This window comes from Rhizobium sp. Root491 (genome assembly GCF_001427205.1).
Classification (GTDB): domain Bacteria; phylum Pseudomonadota; class Alphaproteobacteria; order Rhizobiales; family Rhizobiaceae; genus Agrobacterium; species Agrobacterium tumefaciens.
This window is the reverse complement of sequence record NZ_LMFF01000001.1, coordinates 908427-926902: the sequence shown is the minus strand read 5'-3', so window position 1 is coordinate 926902 and position 18476 is coordinate 908427. Positions and strand designations below refer to the sequence as shown.

The following is an 18476-nucleotide window of genomic DNA, read 5'->3' as shown; positions in this document are numbered from 1 at the left end:
ACCGCGCCCTTTCGGGCGCGGCTCGACTTTTGTAATTTTCGGTCCGATTAACGGAAGAGCGACAGGATGTTCTGCGAGTCGCTGTTGGCGATCGACAGAGCCTGGATTGCCAGCTGCTGCTGCGTCTGCAGAGCCTTGAGGCGGGTCGACTCTTCGTTCATGTCGGCGTCAACCAGACGGCCGATACCCTTTTCCATCGTTGCCGTCAGCTTGGAAACGAAGTCACCCTGCATCGAGATGCGGTTGGAGACCGCGCCCAGATCGGCAGCAGCGCTGTTGAGGGTTTCAAGCTGCTTGTCAACGTGGGTGATGAGCTTGTCGAGGATGTCGTTGTCCGTTGCAGCGGCAGTGCCGAGCATGGTGGCACCAGCGCCCTTGTAGATGCTCAGGTCGGAAATATCGAGGTTCGAAACCGACTGCTTAACGCCGTCTGCTACAGCTGCCTTGTCGAGGATGCCCGTACCCTTGCCGTCTGTTACAGCGCCGGTATCGAACAGAACGTTCGAGCCGCTGAGCTGCAGATCGACGCGCTGAACCTTGACGGCGCCAGCGGAGTCACGGGTGAAGGAAGCAACAACCTGCTTCTTCAGGTTGGCAATAGCCGCATCGTCAGTACCGGCAGCGAATGCTGCGCCGTCGTTGGATGCTTTCGTCTTCAGCCAGTTTTCACCGTTGAAGGTCGCGGAGTCGGCGATCGACGTCAGCTGCTTCTGGAGCTGGCCGATTTCCTTCTGGATCTTCTTCTTGTCGGCAGTCGGGTCCTGGGCAAGGATCAGCTTGTCCTTGATTTCCTGAACGACCTTGATCGTCGCTTCCATGCCGGAGTACGCGGTGTCGACCTTGGCTGCGCCGATGCCGAGTGCGTCAGAAACGGTGGAGAGCGCCGAAGCGTCCGAACGCATCGTGGTCGCGATGGACCAGTAAGCGGCGTTGTCGGAGGCGGAGCCTACCTTCAGGCCGGTCGAGATACGACCCTGCGTGGTCTCCATGTTGTTGCCGATCGAACGCAGCGTCTGGAGAGCAGCCATAGAGGAGGCGTTGGTGAGAATGCTTGCCATAGTATTTTGTCCCTTGTTTTTACGAGATACTGGAGTTGGGGACATTCCGGACTTTGTATTACCGGTCACAACGTTTCGGCTTCATGCCACTCGGTTCCGAATTACTTGCCTTTGGAAACCAAACCCGCTGTGTGTAGGGAGAATTTGGCAGCAAAGAATTGCCCAATTGTTAATTTGAGCATTAAGAAATACTAGAAAATACTTATGGTTACTGCGACGTATATTTAATTGGTAAGTTTTTAATTTAAAATTATAGTTATCTGACCCCTAGCAAAAACGGTAACCAAAGGGTTAAAACGCGAAAACCCCGCAGCCGTGGGGCTGCGGGGTTAACAAACAGGATTAACGAAGATTATTTCGGCACAGTTGCCGTCAGTTGAACGATCTCACAAGGCTGCCGACCAGCAGGTTCCAGCCGTCGATCAGCACGAAAAAAAGGATCTTGAACGGCAAGGAAATCGAGGTGGGTGGCAGCATCATCATGCCCATGGCCATGGTGATGGTGGCGACGATGAGATCGATGACCAGAAACGGCAAGATGATCAGGAAACCGATCTCGAAACCGCGCCGGATTTCCGAAAGCATGAAGGCCGGAACGAGCACGCGGTAGTCGACCACATTGTCGGTCATCACGACCTGTCCGCGCTCGCGGGCGATATCGACGAACAGCTTCAGATCCTTGTCGCGCGTATTGGCGTTCATGAAGGTACGGAAGGGTTCGGCGATGCGCCCAATGGCCTGCTGTTCGTTGATCTGGTTCTGCAACAACGGCTGCACGCCGTCTGTCCAGGCTTTATCGAAGGTCGGCGACATGACGTAGAAGGTCATGAACATCGCCATCGACAAGAGGATCATGTTCGACGGGGTCGAGGCAAGCCCCATGCCGGAGCGCAGGATCGAAAAGGCGATCACGAAGCGTGGAAAGCTCGTGACCATGATCAGGATGCCCGGCGCGACTGACAAGACCGTCAAAAGGCCGAAGGTGCGGATGATCCATGCGGCGACGGATCCGTCTATCTGTGTATTGAACAGATCGGTCGGAAATTGCTGGGCGTTGGCAAGGCCCGGCAAAGCCAGAAGAACAGCGATGGTAACAAGAAATCGAATCATTCGATGACAAAGGTCCGGAACATGACCTTGGATACGCGCCCTTGAGAGCGCAGGTCAACTCGTTCCTGAATGTCATCCTTAAGATATTGAAAGCCGCGCGGCCCTTCCAGCTGCTGAAGGGAAACGGTGCGGACGTAGGCCATGATATCCTGATGGATATCCTCCGCGAGATTGACCTCGACCGGACCCTTGAACATCAGCGCCACTTCAAGCCGCACCCAGTTCGTGGAGGGGTATGCAAGGTTGGTGGTGATGGGATCGAGCTGGACGATACCGTTCGCCTCTGCCGGGATTTTATCGATGCCCTCGCCCTTCTTCTCGCCATGTTCGCCGGCGGCAGCCGGGGCATGCGCCTCGGCGCCGGCGATCTTCGGGGCGACCATGCCGCCCACGAACCAGCCGCCGCCCGCACCCAGCAGGGTGAGGATTGCAACGCCAGCGATGGTCATGACCATCGGCGAGGATTTTTTCTTGCCCTCAGTCTGTTCGTTTTCCATGGGTCAGTCCCGCTTTCGCATGTCGGCGTCAGAGCGGCGAGAACAGGTCGACGACCTGCTGACCGACCGGGGGTTGCTGCACTTCCGTCAGGCGGCCGCGACCACCGTAGGAGATGCGCGCCTCGGCGATGCGCTCGTAGGAGATCATGTTCTGCGCGTCGACATCCTGCGGCCTGACGATACCGCCGACGTTGAGGATGCGGATTTCGTGATTCACGCGCACTTCCTGCGAACCGCTGATGATGAGGTTGCCGTTTTCGAGAATGCCGGTCACCACGGCCGCCACCATCAGCGTCAGCTTTTCGGAACGCTTGGTCTTGCCCTTGGCCTGGGTGTCTGTGTCGGAGCCGTATTTGATGTTGGAATCTGCCTCCGGCGTCCAACCTAAGATTTCCGCCTTTGCCTTCCAGTTCAGGCCGCTGGAATTGGTGCGGTTGCGCTCGGTTTCGTTGTCGAAATCGGCCTTGTCGTTGATCTGGATGTTGACGGTCAGGATGTCGCCGATGTTAAGCGCACGTAGATCCTTAAACAGTGCACCCTGGCTGTCGCTCCACAACGAATAGCCACTCGCCATGTGCTTTGGCTGCTTCGGATACATGCCCATCTGCGGCGTCTGGCTGAATTGCAGGCCGCTGCCGATCGGGCTCATTGCGGGAGCGTTGCCGATTTCCTTCAGGGTCTGGTTGTTCTGGCAGCCGGCAAGCAGGGCAAGCGGCAGGAGGAGGGCCGGAAGACGCGGGGTCATGAAGGATCCTTCGAAGTGTTTTTGTCGATTGCCTGCGACATGATGCCGGCGACGATTGCGGCTTTCTGAGCATCCATTTCACTGAGGATGAGGCCCGATTGACGTGGCGGAAGCTGCATGATGATGGCAGCCGCGATTTCCACATGCATCTTCTCGAGCTGCGGTGCTGCGGCATCCGCCTTCATCGTCTTGTAGATATCGACCAGATTGCTTTTCGCCTGCTCGAGGAAATGATTGCGGCGTGCCAGCCAGTCCTCATATTCCGCCTTGCGGTCCTGCAACGCGGAAATGCGCTCGTTGACGTCAGCCTGAAGCTTTTCCAGCTCCTGCTTCTGCATGAGATAGCGCTGGTCGCGGGCCGCATCGGCAATATTGGTGCAGAATTTCTGGATTTCATCCTGCGTGCTGAGTTCGGACACCACGGTCTGCTGGCTTTCGGCGCCAGCGGCGGGCAACAGGAAAAGCAGCGAGGCAACGGCCGTGCACCGGGCAAAGCCATTCCTGAAAGCAGTTTTCTTCTGAAGTTCCATCATTGCAGCACGAGCTCCGCCTGAAGGGCGCCGGCGGATTTGATGCCTTGCAGAATGGCGATGATGCCGTCCGCCTTGAGCCCGATGCTGTTGAGACCGGCAACCAGCGTGCGAAGGTCAGGGCCTTCGACGATGGCGACCTTGCTGCCTTCCTGCAGTGCCATGATATCCGTCTGCGGTTGCACCGCCGTCTCGCCGCGCGAGAAGGGTGCCGGCTGGATGACCTGCGGCGATTCCGTCACCTGCACGGTCAGCGTTCCATAGCTCACCGCCACGCGGGAAATACGCACATCCGCGCCGATTACGATCGTGCCCGTGCGCTCGTTGATCACGACCTTCGCCGGCGTATCCGTCTGGACCGTCAGGTTTTCGATTTCCGCCATCAACCGGGTCAGGTCGGCGGTGCGGGGCTTCTGCACCGAGATTTCCTGCGAATCGCGCGGTTCGGCGATGCCATCACCGTAACGGGCGCGGGCAAAGGCGTTAACGACATCGGCGACGCGCACCGCGGTCGAAAAATCGGGATTGCGCAGCTGAAGGACCAGATTGACCGAATCCTTGAATTTCGACGGCAGTTCCCGCTCGATGATCGCGCCGTTCGGCACGCGCGCCGAGGTCGTGACGCCCTGCGTCAATGTCGCTGCATCGCCCTGTGCCGAAAAGCCGTTGACGATCAGTGCTCCCTGAGCGACCGCATAGATCTGCCCGTCTGCACCGGAAAGCGATGTCATGATGAGGTTGCCGCCGCGAAGCGAGGAGGCGTCGCCGAGCGAGCTGACCGTCACGTCTACACGGCTGCCGGGGCTGGCGAATGGCGGCAGGTTGGCCGTCACCATCACGGCGGCGATGTTCTTGGCATTGGACTGGCCGCCCTGCGTGGTGATGCCGAGGTTCTGCAGCATGGCGCGCATGGACTGTTCGGTGAAGGGTGAAGAGCGCAGGCTGTCGCCGGTGCCCTGTAGGCCCACGACGAGACCATATCCGATCAGCTGGTTGTCGCGTCCGGCCTGCAGGGATGCGATATCCTTGATACGGGACGTGTCTGCCTGAGCTGGCGGCGTCGAGATAAAGGGCAGGGCCGAAATGACCAGAGCCGCACAGAGGATACGAAGCACTTTCATTTCGCCATAACCTGAATGGTTCCGTCCTTCATGACGGTACCGCTGACCATCACGCCGGAATCGATGTTGCGTACCCTTACGACCTCGCCGAGCGAGCCGTCGCTCATGGGCGTTCCGGACGCCATCAGCGTCATGTTGCCGATGTGGAAAACGAGTTTGACGCTCGTGCCGCGCACCACAAGTGACGGTTCACGAAGCGCTGCAATGGGGATTGTGCGGCCGGGAAGCAATGTCTGCTTGGAGATCATGCCTTCCACTTCGCTGATATCGCTCGCGTAACCAGCGGAAATGTTGGGGTTGGTCACTTCCACCGGCTTCACCTGTTCGGGCGTGATCGTCTCGCCCGGATAGATCGTGCGAGTAGGAACCAGCGCGGTCGGTGCCTGTGCAAAAGCGGGTGCCATGGCACCCAGTGAAAAGGCAGACGCAAGGCACATACGGACGAGTGCCGTTCTGCAGCTGCTATGTTTCCGGCCAAACCTCATGTCCGCCTGCCTTTCCGTTCTTACTTCAGGTTCTTGCTGACAATCGAAGCCATTTCGTCAGCGGTGGTGATGACCTTGGAATTCATCTCGTAGGCGCGCTGCGCTGTGATGAGGTCGGTGATTTCCTTGACGGCATCGACGTTCGAGCCTTCGAGGTAGGATTGCTTGATGTAGCCGTAGCTCGGATCGTCAGGCACGCCGATAACGGCGGCGCCGGAGGCCGGCGTCTGGGAAAAGAGGTTGTCACCGAGCGGCTTCAGGCCCGCCTCGTTGGCAAAGTTGGCGATGGTCAACTGGCCGAGTTCAGTGAAATCCGCAGCGTTGCCGATGCGGGCGGTCACCTGACCCGTGCGGGTGATGGTGATGTCCTGCGCGTCGGTCGGGATATTGATGTTCGGGATGACATTGTAGCCATCAACCGTCACGAGGTTGCCGTCAGCATTCTTGTTGAAGGCGCCGGCGCGGCTGTAGAGCGTCGAACCGTCGGCCGCCTCGATCTGAAACCAGCCCTGGCCGATGATTGCCACGTCGAGCTTGTTGCCGGTTTCGATCAGGTTGCCCTGGGTGTGGATGTTGCGCACCGCGGAAGTCTGCACGCCGAGGCCGATATTCGCTCCCTCAGGCACGATCGCCTGGTTGGCACGGTTCGGCACACCCTGCATGCGTTCGGTCTGGTACAGAAGATCGGTAAACTCTGCACGCGCGCGCTTGTAGCCGGTGGTGTTGATGTTGGCGATGTTGTTGGCAATGACTTCCAGATTGGTCTGCTGGGCGTCCATACCGGTGGCAGCGATGGCAAGAGCTCTCATGTCATTTTTCCTGCGGGGCTAGAGCATTTCCAGTAAAGGCGCGGAGCGGTTCTACGTCCGGAAAGTGCTTAAAAACAAAGGCCTAGAGCGCGGCCAACGATTGGCGTCAAACCGGACGCGCTCTAGATCTGCATCTTGGTAATGTCCAGATAGGCCGACACGATCTTGTCGCGGAACGCGATGGCCGTTTGCAGCGACTGCTCGGCCGAAAGCACGGCATCGACCACTTCGCGTGTGTTTGCCTTGCCCTGAATACCTTCGAAGGAGGCCACTTCCGCCTTCTTCAGGTTGTTCATCGCATCCGTCGACATATTGCCGAGAACGCTTGCGAAGCTTGCGCCCGTCTGCTGGGCGGGCGTCGTCTGCTGGCTGCCGAAAATGCTGTCGGTCAGCGAAGAGACGTTGCTCGTGCCACGCGTGAGCGAGAGGGAACCGAGTTGTTTGATGCCGTCGATCATTGCGATGCTTTCAGAAGGTCGATGGTGGAGGCGACGAGGTCGCGTGTCTGGCGGATGACCTGGAGGTTGGCGTCGTAGCTGCGGTTGGCTTCGCGCATATCCGCCATTTCGATCAGAACGTTGACGTTCGGCATCTTGACCATGCCGCTGGTGTCGGCGGCCGGATTGCCGGGGTCGTATTCATGGACGAAATCGCCGCGGTCGACGCCAAGCTTCTTTACCGTCACGCGCTGCACGCCGCTTACGCGGTCAAGCTCGGAGCCGAATGTCACGGTCTTGCGCCGATAGGGGTCGGCGCCAGGCGTGTCGCCGGTCGATCTTGCGTTGGCAATGTTTTCCGAAACGATACGCAGTCGGGTGGACTGCACTTCCAGGCCGCTGCCCGCGATCTTGCTCGCCGCACTCAAGGGATCCATGGTTTACCTCTTTACCGTCATCAGCATCATGCGATGGAAGGATTTGACGAGACTGGCGTTCAGGTCGTATTGCCGCTTGATCTCGCCGGTCTTGGTCATTTCCTCGGCAAGCGCGACCGAATTGCCGGACTCCTGCATGCCGATCTCGTTATTGATCGGGTTGTCGCGCACCGCGATATTTTCGCTGAGCTCGCTAGCACCGAAATGGGCGGGATGGGTCTTCGCCATGCCGACCTGCTGGCTGGTGGCCTGCATGACCGCTTCGAAAGGACTGACATCCTTGGCGTGAAACTTAGGTGTGTTGGCGTTGGCGATGTTGGTCGCCACGACTTCCTGCCGCACGCTCAGCCATTCCGCTTGGCGGGAGGCCAGATCGAACAGTTGAATCGGTTGCATAGACTTCTCCATCTCGTATGGCCCGAACCTACGGTGCTAATCTTGCGTCAGACTTGCGGTGAGGCGCGTAGGTGCGGAAGCACTGGAGAATCTGATCCCGAAGGCGATTGCGAAAACAAAAATGGCGCGCCGTTAAATGCGGCACGCCATGGGATCGAATAGTGAATTGCTAAGACGTCTCCGTCCTGCCGGACTGGATCCGGCGACGGCAGCAGACTTCAGCAGAGTGCCGGTCTGACTACTTCTCGGGATGATAGGTTTTGCCGGAAGAAGTCTCTATCATCCACTCGCCGTCGCGCTGCTCGATTTTGGTCAGGCGCGCATTGTCGGGCAACGTGGAGCCCACCCGCACCATATACATGCCCGATCCGTCCTCGATGAGGGCGCGGCCGTTGGAGACATGCAGCAGGCGGAAGGAGGTCTGGCCGGGGAAGGGCTGGTCTTCAAGCCCTGCGGCGAGATTGTTCTGCTTTTCCTTACCCTTTTCGCTGACCGTCGCCGTCGTCAGCATGTCCGGCAATTCGCCGGGCGCTGGCGCGTCTTCCTTGTTGCGATTGGTCATGGCCAGGGGCGAAACGCTGAAGACTTCGCGCGGACCGGTATGGGGCAAGTCGCGCGTGCGGTCGCCGTCTGCCACTCTCATTCCAAACTTGTCCTCGTTAAAGAACACGTACCAGGGGAAAAATGCGGCGGCGGCGGCAAGTCCTATTCCCGTCCACGCCAGAATACGGTCGGGCGTGAAGAAGGGAGGCTGCGGCTGTACGTTCTCGAGGTCGCTATCGTCGATCTTGTCGATCTGTTTCTTTTTCACGGGTCAGCCTCTCATTCTCGGGTTTACCTGTGGCTGATTATTTTGCACTCCACCGCGCAACGCGGTCGCCAGATCGGCGTAGGCGTCCTGCGCCGCCGGTTCATTCGGAAGCTGTTTCAGCGTTTCATAGATGATCGGAACCTGTTTCACCGCCATGTCGAGATCGGGATCGGTGCCGGGTCGATAACCGCCGATGAGGCGCAGATCCCGCGTTTCCTCAAAGCGGTGCACCAGCGCTTTCAGACGCGACACCAGCTTTTCCTGATCCGGGGTCCATGCCTTCTTGGCGAGACGCGAGATCGAGGCCAGAGGATTGATCGGTGGATAGCGGCCTTCTTCTGCAAGGCTGCGATCCAGCACGATGTGGCCGTCGAGAATACCGCGGGTCGAATCGGCAATCGGATCGTTGTGGTTGTCGCCGTCCACCAGAATGGAGACGATGGCGGTGATGGTACCGCTGCCTTCGGCGCCGGGTCCCGCCCGCTCCAGAAGGCGCGGCAATTCGGTGAAGACCGAGGCCGGATAGCCGCGTGCCACCGGCGGTTCACCCGAAGCGACCGCCACTTCGCGGATCGCATGGGCAAAACGGGTCACGCTGTCGATGATAAGAAGGACGTTGTCGCCCCTGTCACGGAAATATTCGGCAATGGTGACGGCCGAAAGCGGCGCCATCTTGCGCAGCATCGGACTTTCGTCGCTGGTCGCGACAACGGCGACGGACTTGCCCATATTCTCGCCCATCGTATCCTCGATGAACTCGCGCACTTCGCGACCGCGCTCGCCGACAAGCCCGATGACGACCTTGTCGAAGGCATCGGCCTTGGCAAGCATCGATAGGAGCGTGGATTTGCCCACGCCTGACCCCGCAAAAATGCCGAGACGCTGGCCAAGGCAGAGAGGCGAGAAAATATCGATTGCCCGGACACCCGTCTTGAAAGGCGTCTCCACCCGCTTGCGCGTCATCGACGGCGGTGCATTGCTGGAAATCGGACGGCGCTCCGTACCTGATGCAAGCGGACCCTTGCCATCGATGGGTTCGCCAAGCGCATTGATGGTGCGGCCGCACCAGCTGTCGTCAGGCGCAACGCGGAAGGCACCCTTGCGGATGACGGTGTCGTGAATGCCAATCGGCTCGCCCGGTTCGATGGGGCAGACGTAGCAGATATCGGGTTCCACGCGCACGACTTCGCCGAGATGGATACCGGTCGCGCTGCGATGGGCGACGAACTCGCCCAGCCTCACATGCCGCGACAGGCCGGAAACCGTGTAGTGTCCGGCGGCGATGGTGCGGACATGGCCGCCCGGCGCCACCGAAAACTCCGGATCGGCATAGTGCCCGGCAAGGCTGGCGAGCTGGGCGAGCTTCGGTGAAATCACCTCGACCGTGAGCGTGGATTCCGGCATTGTCATCGCTCAGTTCCTTAACGTGCGCCGCCAAGCGTCTTGATGGCATCGCCGAAAGTGGATTCGGTATCGCGCATCAGCGACGAAATGCTCTCGAAGGCCCGGTTGACCTGGATGAGCTGCGTCATCTGGGAAATGCCGTTGACGTTCGACTGCTCGAGATAACCCTGAACGACGCCGACCTCGTGATTGTTGACGACCGGCGTCGGCGGGGCCACGGGCTTCACACCGCTATTGGGATGGCGCAGGAAGCCTTTCGAGAAATCCGCCTGGAAGATGCCGAGCGTGGCGACGATGTTGTCGTTCTGCCTGATAGCGCCATCGAGACTGACGGTGATCGGGCCTCCATTCGCATTGAGCTGGATGGGACCGCCGCCGGCGTCGAGAACCGGATAACCGCTTGAGGAGATGAGCGCGCCGTCCGGGCGCATGGTGAAACGCCCGTCGCGGCTCAGGATCTGGCCGTCGGGTGTGTCCATCGCGAACCAGGCATCGCCCTTGATGGCGAAATCGAAACTATTGCCAGTCTGTTCGAAGGCGCCCTGACGGGTGGAGAGATAGTCGTTACCCTGCGACACGAACGCCACCTTGGCATTCATGTCATTGTGGTTCTTGGCGACCATTTCGTCGAATTTCACTTCGGAACCGCGGAAACCCACCGTGTTCGCATTCGCCATATTGTCGGAAATGGTGGTGAGACGACGCTCCAGCGCAATCTGCGAGGAAAGGGCGACGTATAGTCCGGATTGCATATCATTTGCCTCCGAGTTTCAGGGAGTTGATGGAGATCAGCAGGTCCGGGGAAATGCCGTAGCCGCTGGAGGAGCCGAAAACGGCCAGAGGATCATAGGTCGTCGAGGGATTTTGCATTTCCCACATGATGGTGAAACGCTCGAGCAGCTTGCCGACCTTTTCAGGATTTTGCAGATCCTTGATATTGATGGATTTTTCGATGAGCGCGGCCTGTTTTTCGACGCTTCCTGCCGCAATTTCGTCAGGCAGGTTGTAGGCGGTGCGGAACACCTGCGCGAGCGCGTCGTCGGCTAGAAAATCGAGACCCGATTTGATCGTTGGTGCCTTGCGCTCGAAGTAAAGAGCAAGCCGGACACCGTTATTGTCGCCGCCCGCCTCCTGCTCCAGCGTCTGGCGGGTGTATTTGCTGATGATGCCGGACTGGGCCGCTTCGGTCGCAGTTGCAGCTGCACCGAGACTTGCAAAGTCGAGCGATTTCGCAAGGTCCGAATAGCGGCTGTCGGAAAGCTTGTTGGCGAAGGCGTTCTTGTCGGCCGTGCCTTCGGTCAGCACCTTGCGGATGAAGGCTTTCGCATAGGCCATGTCCTCGAGGCCGTTAGCTTTCAGCGCATAATTGTAAAGACGGGTATCGGCCATGAAGTCGTCGACGGATTTCACGCTGCCGATCTTCGACCGGTAATATTCGGTTTCGCGCGCCACGTCGGGTTGCTTCGACACACGCTCAAGCGATTTGCCGATGTCCTGACTGATCAGTCTGTAGCTGGTGTAGGTGGAAGTCACTGAACCGCCGCTCTCGTTTGATCCCGATACCAAGGCGCACGTCCGCCTTTGTCGGGATAATGCCGGATGTTGCTTGTGCGAAACTGGCTGCGGCGACGAGGGAAAGAGGCCTCGCGGACAGGTTCACGCAAGCCACATTTTCTAGAGATGGCGGCATGGAACACTGTTCGGGCGTGGTCGATCAATGAATATTGTAATTGGACTTATAATCACCTTCGGCTGCATCATCGGCGGCTACATGGCGATGGGCGGCCATCTGGACGTGCTGGTTCAGCCGTTCGAATTGTTGATTATCGGCGGTGCCGGCCTCGGCGGCTTCATCATGGCGAACCCGATGAAGGTCGTGAAGGATTCGGGCAAGGCGCTCGGCGAGGCCTTCAAGCACTCGGTCCCGAAGGAGCGCAACTATCTCGACGTACTCGGCGTACTTTATTCGCTGATGCGCGACCTGCGCACGAAATCGCGCAACGAGATCGAGGCGCATATCGACAATCCGGAAGAATCCTCGATCTTCCAGAGCGCACCCTCGGTGCTGAAAAACAAGGAGCTGACGTCGTTCATCTGTGACTACGTCCGCCTCATCATCATCGGCAACGCGCGGAGCCACGAAATCGAAGCGCTGATGGACGAGGAAATCGAGACCATCCTGCACGACAAGCTGAAACCTTACCACGCGATCACCACCATGGGCGATTCCTTCCCCGCCATCGGTATCGTCGCGGCGGTTCTCGGCGTCATCAAGGCCATGGGCAAGATCAACGAATCACCCGAAGTGCTGGGTGGCCTCATCGGCGCCGCACTGGTGGGCACCATGCTCGGCATCATCCTGTCCTATTCGATCTGCAACCCGCTCGCTTCGCAGGTCAAGATCGTCCGCACCAAGCAGCACCGCCTCTACATCATCGTCAAGCAGACGCTGATCGCCTACATGAACGGCTCGGTGCCGCAGGTCGCGCTTGAATACGGGCGCAAGACCATTTCCAATTACGAGCGTCCGTCCATCGACGCCGTCGAACAGGAGATGATGAACCCCGGCGGCGAAAACAAGGCGGCATGACCATGGCTAAAGCTGCACAGCAAAGAGCACCCGTCATCGACACGTCGCTGCTCGCGAAACTTACCGGCGGGCTTTCCGACCGCAAGACAATCGCGAAGGTCGGCTCCGATATCGGCCATCTCTACAGCGAATTCCTGCCTGATATCTTTCACAGCGAGACCGGCATTGCGATAGACGTCGAATATATCGGCTCCGAATCGGGGCTGATGACCGATCTCATCGCCAATATCGGCGGCAATTTCTCGGTTGCGGATTGTTCTCTGCGCAACTGGTGCCCCAATTTCATGATGGCGGTCGGCAACGGCTTCGTCATCGCGCTCATGGAGCGCATGCTGGGCGCCGCCGCCGACACCATCGGCGAGCCGGACGAGCGCAGCCTGTCCCACATCGAACTCGACCTGGCGGCCATGGTTCTCGGGCGCATCGGGGGTGTCCTGCGGTCGGGCGTCAACGCGCCGGGCGGTTTCGAGGCGACGATCGACCCGCCCTTTACGGCCAATGGAAAAAGCGCCTTCGAGGAGATGATCGCCGGCCTCTACGGCGTGACAGTCCGCATGAAGATCGCCATCGGCAAGGTTTCTTCGGAATTCGCGCTGATCGTGCCGCAGCGGCCCCTGCTCAAGACCTCCATCGCCGCTCCCAAGGCTTCAGCCCAGGCGCTGAAGAAGCAGGCGGAATGGGTGGATTTGATCTCTGAGCAGGTGAAGAGATCGCAGGTAACGCTTGAGGCGCGCATCAAGCTCGAAACCTTGACCCTGCGGACGATCTCCAGGCTGGTGGCCGGCGACGTCATTCCGTTTCAGGATCTGAAGCAGGACGACATCGGCGTCGAGGTCAGCGCCAACGGCTCCAAGCTCTATAATTGTGAATTCGGCAAGTCCGGCGACCGCTACATGGTTCGGGTAAAGAACAATGTCAGCACGGACGACGAGATCTTGCGACATCTGATGGGTTAAAACCTGTCCACCTTTTTTGGGTTCTGGGCAGGCTGACGCAAGTTTCAAAGGGAATAATCAGCGCATGGCTACGAAGAAAACACCTGTGACCGATGATATGGCGCTGCCGTCGCTTGAAGATGGCGGTGAGCTCGACCAGGCTATCGGCGATCTGCGTGGCGTCCTCAAGACGGATGCGGAAGGTTCGCTGTCCGACTTTGGCGACTTCGGGGATTTCGGGAGCGTTGACGACGCTTCCGCCGACAGCGACCTTTCCGCCTTCGGTGGCGGAGTGGGCGATTTTGCGATGAACGATTTCGCGGCCACCCCACAGGTCGCGGGCATCAAGGCGCCGCTCGGCAGTGGCCTGTCCGACAATATGGACCTGATCATGGATATCCCGATCGATGTCCAGATCGTTCTCGGCACCAGCCGCATGCTCGTCTCTGGTCTGATGAGCCTTGAAGAGGGTGCAACGATCGCGCTTGACCGCAAGATCGGTGAACCGGTCGAGATCATGGTGAATGGCCGCCGTATTGCGCGCGGTGAAATAACGGTACTTGAAGACGACGATACGCGCTTCGGCGTAAAATTGATTGAAGTAATGAGTACGAGAAAAGCCTGATCCCTGTGGGGACGGAGAGGAAAGACCATGATGGACTTCGAGGATTTCGGTAACCCGCTGGCAGGGAAGCCGTTGTCTCAGGCCGACAAGGCGGCCGCGGTGCTTCTTGCCATGGGCAAGGGCGTCGCCGGCAAGCTGCTGAAATTTTTCACGCAGCACGAATTGCAGATGATCATTTCCTCGGCCCAGACGCTGCGTGTCATTCCTCCTGACGAACTCGCCCAGATCGTGGCGGAGTTCGAAGACCTGTTCACGGAAGGAACGGGTCTGATGGACAATGCCAAGGCGATCGAAAGCATTCTCGAAGAGGGCCTGACACCGGAGGAGGTGGACAGCCTTCTCGGCCGTCGTGCAGCCTTCCAGGCCTATGAAGCGTCGATCTGGGATCGCCTGCAGGAAGCGGAGCCGGAATTCGTCGGCAAGTTCCTGCTGCGCGAGCATCCCCAGACCATCGCCTATATCCTCTCCATGCTGCCCTCGTCCTTCGGTGCCAAGGTCCTTCTGACCATTCCCGAAGAGCAGCGCGCCGATATCATGAACCGCACGGTGAACATGAAGGAAGTCAGCCCAACGGCTGCGCAGATCATCGAGAAGCGTGTGGTCAACCTCATCAACGAGATCGAAGCAGAGCGCAATGCGGGCGGTTCCACGAAGGTTGCCGACCTGATGAACGAAATGGAAAAGCCGCAGGTCGATACGCTGCTCAGCTCGCTCGAAACGCTCAGCAAGGAAGCTGCCAACAAGGTCAAGCCGAAGATCTTCCTCTTCGACGATCTCATGTTCATGCCGCAGCGCAGCCGCGTCCTGCTGCTCAACGATGTCTCGGCGGACGTTCTCACCATGGCGCTGCGTGGCGCAACCATGGAAATCAAGGAATGTGTGCTGTCCAGCATCAGCCCGCGCCAGCGCCGCATGATCGAATCGGACCTCGCCGTGCCGCAGGCTTCCATCAATACCCGCGAAGTGGCGATTGCACGCCGCGCCGTGGCGCAGGAAGCGATCCGGCTGGCCAATTCCGGTCAGATTCAGCTGAAGGAAGCCTCCACAGAGGAACAATCCGCAGCAGCCTGAGCGGAAGCCGGTTGATAACCCGCCTTACAGGCAATGCCGGCCATTGCGATGGCCGGTCTCGGGCGCTAGTTTCGGAATGACGGCCTGCCGCGATCGGCGGGCCTTTTTTTATCCCGGGAACGTGCCTTGGCAGACGATCAGGACAAGGACAGTAAAACAGAAGACCCAACGGAGAAAAAACTCCGTGATGCGGCGGAAAAAGGCAATCTTCCCTTTTCCCGCGAGGTGCCGATCTTTGCTTCGTCACTCGCCTTTTACTGCTATCTGGTTTTCTTTTTGCCCGACGGCGCCGGTCGCCTCGGCGTAACGCTGAAGGACCTGTTCGGCCAGCCCGAACAATGGAACCTCAGCACCAGGCCGGATGCCCTGTCGCTGCTTTATTTCCTCGGCACGTCCATGGCCTATCTGCTCATGCCGGCCATGATCATGTTCATCGTCTTCGGCCTTGCCTCCTCGTTTTTCCAGAACCTGCCGTCGCCGGTGCTTGAGAGGGTGCGTCCGCAATGGTCGCGCATCTCGCCTGCAAAGGGGTTCGGCCGCATCTACAGCAAGCAGGGATTTGTGGAATTCGGCAAATCGCTGTTCAAGATCTTGATCGTTTCGATCATCATGTTCCTGTCTCTGCGCGGCGATTTCTACAGTCTCATCGACCTGATGTTCTCCGACCCGCAGGTCATTTTCGTCAGGGTTGTCGAGCTCACCAAAAAGATGATGGTCGTGATTCTCTTTTCGACCGCGCTGCTTGCCGCCGTCGACCTTTTGTGGACGCGCCACCACTGGTTCAGCCAGCTGAAAATGACGAAGCATGAGGTGAAGGAAGAGTACAAGCAATCGCAGGGCGACCCGGTGGTCAAAGCCCGTCAGCGTTCGGTCGCCCGTGACCGCGCCCGCCGCCGCATGATCGACAATGTGCCGCGCGCGACACTGGTGATTGCCAACCCGACACACTTTGCAGTGGCGTTGCGTTACGTTCGCGAAGAAGGCGACGCGCCTGTCGTCGTTGCCAAGGGTCAGGACCTTATCGCATTGAAAATCCGCGAGATTGCGGAAAAAAATAATATCCCCGTTTTTGAAGATCCGCCGCTCGCACGCTCCATGTTTGCGCAAGTCTCGATCGATAGTGTGATTCCACCAGCTTTTTACAAGGCTGTAGCTGAGCTCGTTCATCGGGTTTACGCCATGAAGTCATCGAAAATACGGGTTCAATAAAACCAATGAAAAAATCCGCCTATTCTGAAAAGCGGGAAATGATCGTCGCAGAGGCGATCAACCCGATCGCCACCGAACTGCGCCTGCTCGATCCGGCCGACCTGATTTCATTGCTCAGATTCGAGTGCTACGGCAGCATTGCCGACCTCGTCTCGTCGGCCGCGGAGCTTTATTATCATCCGGGCACGATCAATTTCGGTGCCGGTGGCGAATACAGGCTCGAATGGGAAGGGGCGCCGGAGATCGTCCTCGATCTCGAACTGAAACCGCACGGCGCGACGGTTTATGCGCAATTGATTCTGGCCAACGAGCACGCTGCGGTCGAGATCAATCATGTTTCGTTTCAGAACCCTTCGGAAAATCCGGACGAGAACACCGAATTTCTCCGTCAGAGCCTGACGGCTGCCCGATTCGTGTCGGCCCGCCAAGGCGAAGCTGCCTGAACCAGTCCAGCGGACATTTTCGTATATTATCCATTGCGCCTTCCGAATTCGCGGGCGCGATGGCTTCATTCGGGCACTTTTTCACCCGACCTTGCCTGAAGCGTGCCGGTTTATGCAAAACCGGCGTGTGAAGGCAAGGAACGCCTTGCAAATCAGCGTTGTTGTTTGGTACCTATCGAATTAACGATTTGTTAACGAACGGCAGGTCGCGGTGGCTCTTTTTACCATCGCTGATGCGCATGATGCCTCTGCTCGTTTTCGGCGCAGCGCCGGATTTTTCCTGACAGTACCAATTGGGTGGACCCAATGACCAGCATTTTGACCAATGCGGCGGCGATGGCCGCGCTGCAAACCTTGCGCATGATCGACAAGAATCTCGAAACGACGCAGGCGCGTGTGTCGTCCGGCTACCGTGTCGAAACAGCGGCGGATAATGCCGCCTACTGGTCTATCTCCACAACCATGCGCTCCGACAATGCAGCGCTCTCGGCCGTGCAGGATGCATTGGGACTGGGCGCCGCCAAGGTTGATACGGCCTATGACGCCCTTGCGAACTCGATCGAGGTCGTCAAGAAAATCAAGGAAAAGCTTGTCGCCGCCTATGGCGTCGGGGCTGACCGCGGCAAGATCCAGGACGAAATCAAGCAGCTTCAGGAACAGCTGAAGAGCACGTCGGAATCTGCCTCCTTCTCCGGCGAGAACTGGCTGCAGGCCAGCATCAGCAATGGTGGCACGCCGCCGGTCGTAGAACCCATCACCAAAAAGGTCGTCGCGTCCTTCACGCGTACCGGTTCGGGCAATGTCGGCGTCACCACGGTTGACTATGTGCTGGACGGCAGTGCCGTGCTTTTCGACCTCAGCGGCGGAAAACTCGGTATTCTCGACAAGAGCGCCGTTTTTGTCGCGAAGACGGAACAACAGATCACCCAAACATCGACGACAGCCGGCGTGACCACCAATGCGGGTTACGTCGTCAAGAAATTGACGGACGCCGAAATCGGCACGCTGAATGCGGCGACGCCGGATACGAATACCGACCCGAGCGTCTACAGCAACGGAACGGTGAATTATCTTCGTTTGTCCGAGAATACCTGGGTCAAGGTGACGGCGACCAACCCTTCGAGCGGCACCACCACCGTCGCGGCGGCCTATCGGGACATAGGCAGCAACGATTGGTTCTATGACACGACCGGTGCGCCGACCTCCGTTGCCAGATCCCTCGGTCTTTCCGTCTCCACGCTCGATCTCGACAATCTCGATGTCGTGGCGGCAGCCATGAGCGGTTTTTCCGGTGGCACCACGAACTACACCGCTTCCGACGCCATCGATGTGATGATGAGTTTTGTCGACAAGCAGCTCGAAGCCATGACCAGTACGGCCTCCAGCCTCGGCTCACTACAGAGCCGCATCAACATGCAGGAAAACTTCGTCTCGAGCCTGATGGACGTGATCGACAAGGGTATCGGCCGTCTCGTGGATGCGGATATGAACGAGGAATCGACCAGGCTGAAGGCTCTGCAGACACAGCAACAGCTCGGCATCCAGGCGCTCTCGATCGCCAATGCCAACGCGCAAAACATCCTTCAGCTCTTCAAGTAACCCGGCGTCGGTCCGGCGGGTTCGGGGGAGTTGGTTGCAAGGTTTCTGAAAACGGGGCCCGCCTTCATCCTCGCACAAGTTTGAACACCTAACGTCGGGGCAATATCGGGTGGATCGCATGGCGTGATCCGGCCGGAAACAATTGAAGAGACGGGCAGGGTAGC

General features: G+C 58.6%; 22 protein-coding genes. 7 read left to right on the top strand and 15 right to left on the bottom strand.

What is annotated here, in order from left to right; translation table 11 throughout:
* Positions 1–47: 47 nt before the first annotated feature.
* From ASD46_RS04615 to ASD46_RS04545, 15 genes are all read right to left on the bottom strand, one after another.
* Complete coding sequence (locus ASD46_RS04615) at positions 48–1058, bottom strand: flagellin (RefSeq protein ID WP_003515059.1); 1011 nt, start codon at positions 1056–1058, stop codon at positions 48–50.
* 372 nt (positions 1059–1430) lie between these two features.
* Positions 1431–2168, bottom strand: a complete 738-nt coding sequence (gene fliP / locus ASD46_RS04610) for a flagellar type III secretion system pore protein FliP (RefSeq protein ID WP_003515060.1) — start codon at positions 2166–2168, stop codon at positions 1431–1433.
* Complete coding sequence (locus tag ASD46_RS04605; RefSeq protein WP_013635471.1) at positions 2165–2665, bottom strand: flagellar basal body-associated FliL family protein; 501 nt, start codon at positions 2663–2665, stop codon at positions 2165–2167. Before ASD46_RS04605 ends, fliP begins: the two co-directional genes overlap by 4 nt.
* 28 nt (positions 2666–2693) lie before the next feature.
* Positions 2694–3410: a flagellar basal body L-ring protein FlgH gene (flgH, locus tag ASD46_RS04600; RefSeq protein WP_003515062.1), complete on the bottom strand. Its 717-nt coding sequence runs from the start codon at positions 3408–3410 to the stop codon at positions 2694–2696.
* Positions 3407–3943 (bottom strand): MotE family protein, encoded by a 537-nt coding sequence (locus tag ASD46_RS04595; RefSeq protein WP_025592462.1) that lies wholly within the window; start codon positions 3941–3943, stop codon positions 3407–3409. Before ASD46_RS04595 ends, flgH begins: the two co-directional genes overlap by 4 nt.
* On the bottom strand, positions 3940–5061 hold the full coding sequence (locus tag ASD46_RS04590) for a flagellar basal body P-ring protein FlgI (protein WP_003515077.1): 1122 nt from the start codon (positions 5059–5061) through the stop codon (positions 3940–3942). The genes ASD46_RS04595 and ASD46_RS04590 overlap by 4 nt, the downstream gene beginning before the upstream one ends.
* The gene (gene flgA, locus ASD46_RS04585) at positions 5058–5546 is read right to left on the bottom strand and encodes a flagellar basal body P-ring formation chaperone FlgA (RefSeq protein ID WP_013635474.1); all 489 of its coding nucleotides are present in this window, start codon (positions 5544–5546) and stop codon (positions 5058–5060) included. Before flgA ends, ASD46_RS04590 begins: the two co-directional genes overlap by 4 nt.
* Positions 5547–5566: 20 nt before the next feature.
* Positions 5567–6355: a flagellar basal-body rod protein FlgG gene (gene flgG / locus ASD46_RS04580; protein ID WP_003515079.1), complete on the bottom strand. Its 789-nt coding sequence runs from the start codon at positions 6353–6355 to the stop codon at positions 5567–5569.
* 122 nt (positions 6356–6477) lie between these two features.
* Positions 6478–6813 (bottom strand): flagellar hook-basal body complex protein FliE, encoded by a 336-nt coding sequence (locus tag ASD46_RS04575; protein WP_003515080.1) that lies wholly within the window; start codon positions 6811–6813, stop codon positions 6478–6480.
* Positions 6810–7229, bottom strand: coding sequence for a flagellar basal body rod protein FlgC (gene flgC / locus ASD46_RS04570; RefSeq protein WP_003515081.1), 420 nt, complete (start codon positions 7227–7229; stop codon positions 6810–6812). Before flgC ends, ASD46_RS04575 begins: the two co-directional genes overlap by 4 nt.
* Before the next feature lie 3 nt (positions 7230–7232).
* Positions 7233–7625: a flagellar basal body rod protein FlgB gene (flgB, locus tag ASD46_RS04565; protein ID WP_003515082.1), complete on the bottom strand. Its 393-nt coding sequence runs from the start codon at positions 7623–7625 to the stop codon at positions 7233–7235.
* A 238-nt stretch (positions 7626–7863) separates the two neighbouring features.
* Positions 7864–8436 (bottom strand): hypothetical protein, encoded by a 573-nt coding sequence (locus tag ASD46_RS04560; protein ID WP_013635475.1) that lies wholly within the window; start codon positions 8434–8436, stop codon positions 7864–7866.
* 3 nt (positions 8437–8439) lie between these two features.
* Positions 8440–9846 carry a flagellar protein export ATPase FliI gene (gene fliI, locus ASD46_RS04555; RefSeq protein ID WP_060641861.1) on the bottom strand — a complete coding sequence of 469 codons (1407 nt, stop codon included), beginning with the start codon at positions 9844–9846 and terminating at the stop codon, positions 8440–8442.
* Positions 9847–9857: 11 nt separating this feature from the next.
* Positions 9858–10592 carry a flagellar basal-body rod protein FlgF gene (flgF, locus tag ASD46_RS04550; RefSeq protein WP_003515085.1) on the bottom strand — a complete coding sequence of 245 codons (735 nt, stop codon included), beginning with the start codon at positions 10590–10592 and terminating at the stop codon, positions 9858–9860.
* Position 10593: 1 nt separating this feature from the next.
* Positions 10594–11373 carry a DUF1217 domain-containing protein gene (locus ASD46_RS04545; RefSeq protein WP_003515087.1) on the bottom strand — a complete coding sequence of 260 codons (780 nt, stop codon included), beginning with the start codon at positions 11371–11373 and terminating at the stop codon, positions 10594–10596.
* Positions 11374–11557: 184 nt separating this feature from the next.
* On the opposite strand from ASD46_RS04545, the gene motA reads away from it, so the two are divergent.
* The 7 genes from motA (at position 11558) to ASD46_RS04510 (ending at position 18312) form a co-directional block, all read left to right on the top strand.
* Positions 11558–12430 (top strand): flagellar motor stator protein MotA, encoded by an 873-nt coding sequence (gene motA / locus ASD46_RS04540; protein ID WP_003515090.1) that lies wholly within the window; start codon positions 11558–11560, stop codon positions 12428–12430.
* Positions 12427–13386, top strand: coding sequence for a FliM/FliN family flagellar motor switch protein (locus tag ASD46_RS04535; protein WP_003515092.1), 960 nt, complete (start codon positions 12427–12429; stop codon positions 13384–13386). The genes motA and ASD46_RS04535 overlap by 4 nt, the downstream gene beginning before the upstream one ends.
* A 64-nt stretch (positions 13387–13450) precedes the next feature.
* Complete coding sequence (gene fliN / locus ASD46_RS04530) at positions 13451–13990, top strand: flagellar motor switch protein FliN (protein ID WP_025592471.1); 540 nt, start codon at positions 13451–13453, stop codon at positions 13988–13990.
* Between the two features lie 27 nt (positions 13991–14017).
* Positions 14018–15061 carry a flagellar motor switch protein FliG gene (gene fliG / locus ASD46_RS04525; RefSeq protein WP_003515095.1) on the top strand — a complete coding sequence of 348 codons (1044 nt, stop codon included), beginning with the start codon at positions 14018–14020 and terminating at the stop codon, positions 15059–15061.
* Positions 15062–15187: 126 nt separating this feature from the next.
* Entirely contained in the window at positions 15188–16270 is a 1083-nt protein-coding gene (gene flhB, locus ASD46_RS04520; RefSeq protein ID WP_003515096.1) for a flagellar biosynthesis protein FlhB, read from the top strand.
* Positions 16271–16275: 5 nt separating this feature from the next.
* On the top strand, positions 16276–16713 hold the full coding sequence (locus ASD46_RS04515; RefSeq protein WP_003515097.1) for a hypothetical protein: 438 nt from the start codon (positions 16276–16278) through the stop codon (positions 16711–16713).
* Positions 16714–17019: 306 nt separating this feature from the next.
* Positions 17020–18312 (top strand): flagellin, encoded by a 1293-nt coding sequence (locus tag ASD46_RS04510; protein ID WP_025592474.1) that lies wholly within the window; start codon positions 17020–17022, stop codon positions 18310–18312.
* Positions 18313–18476 lie beyond the last annotated feature (164 nt).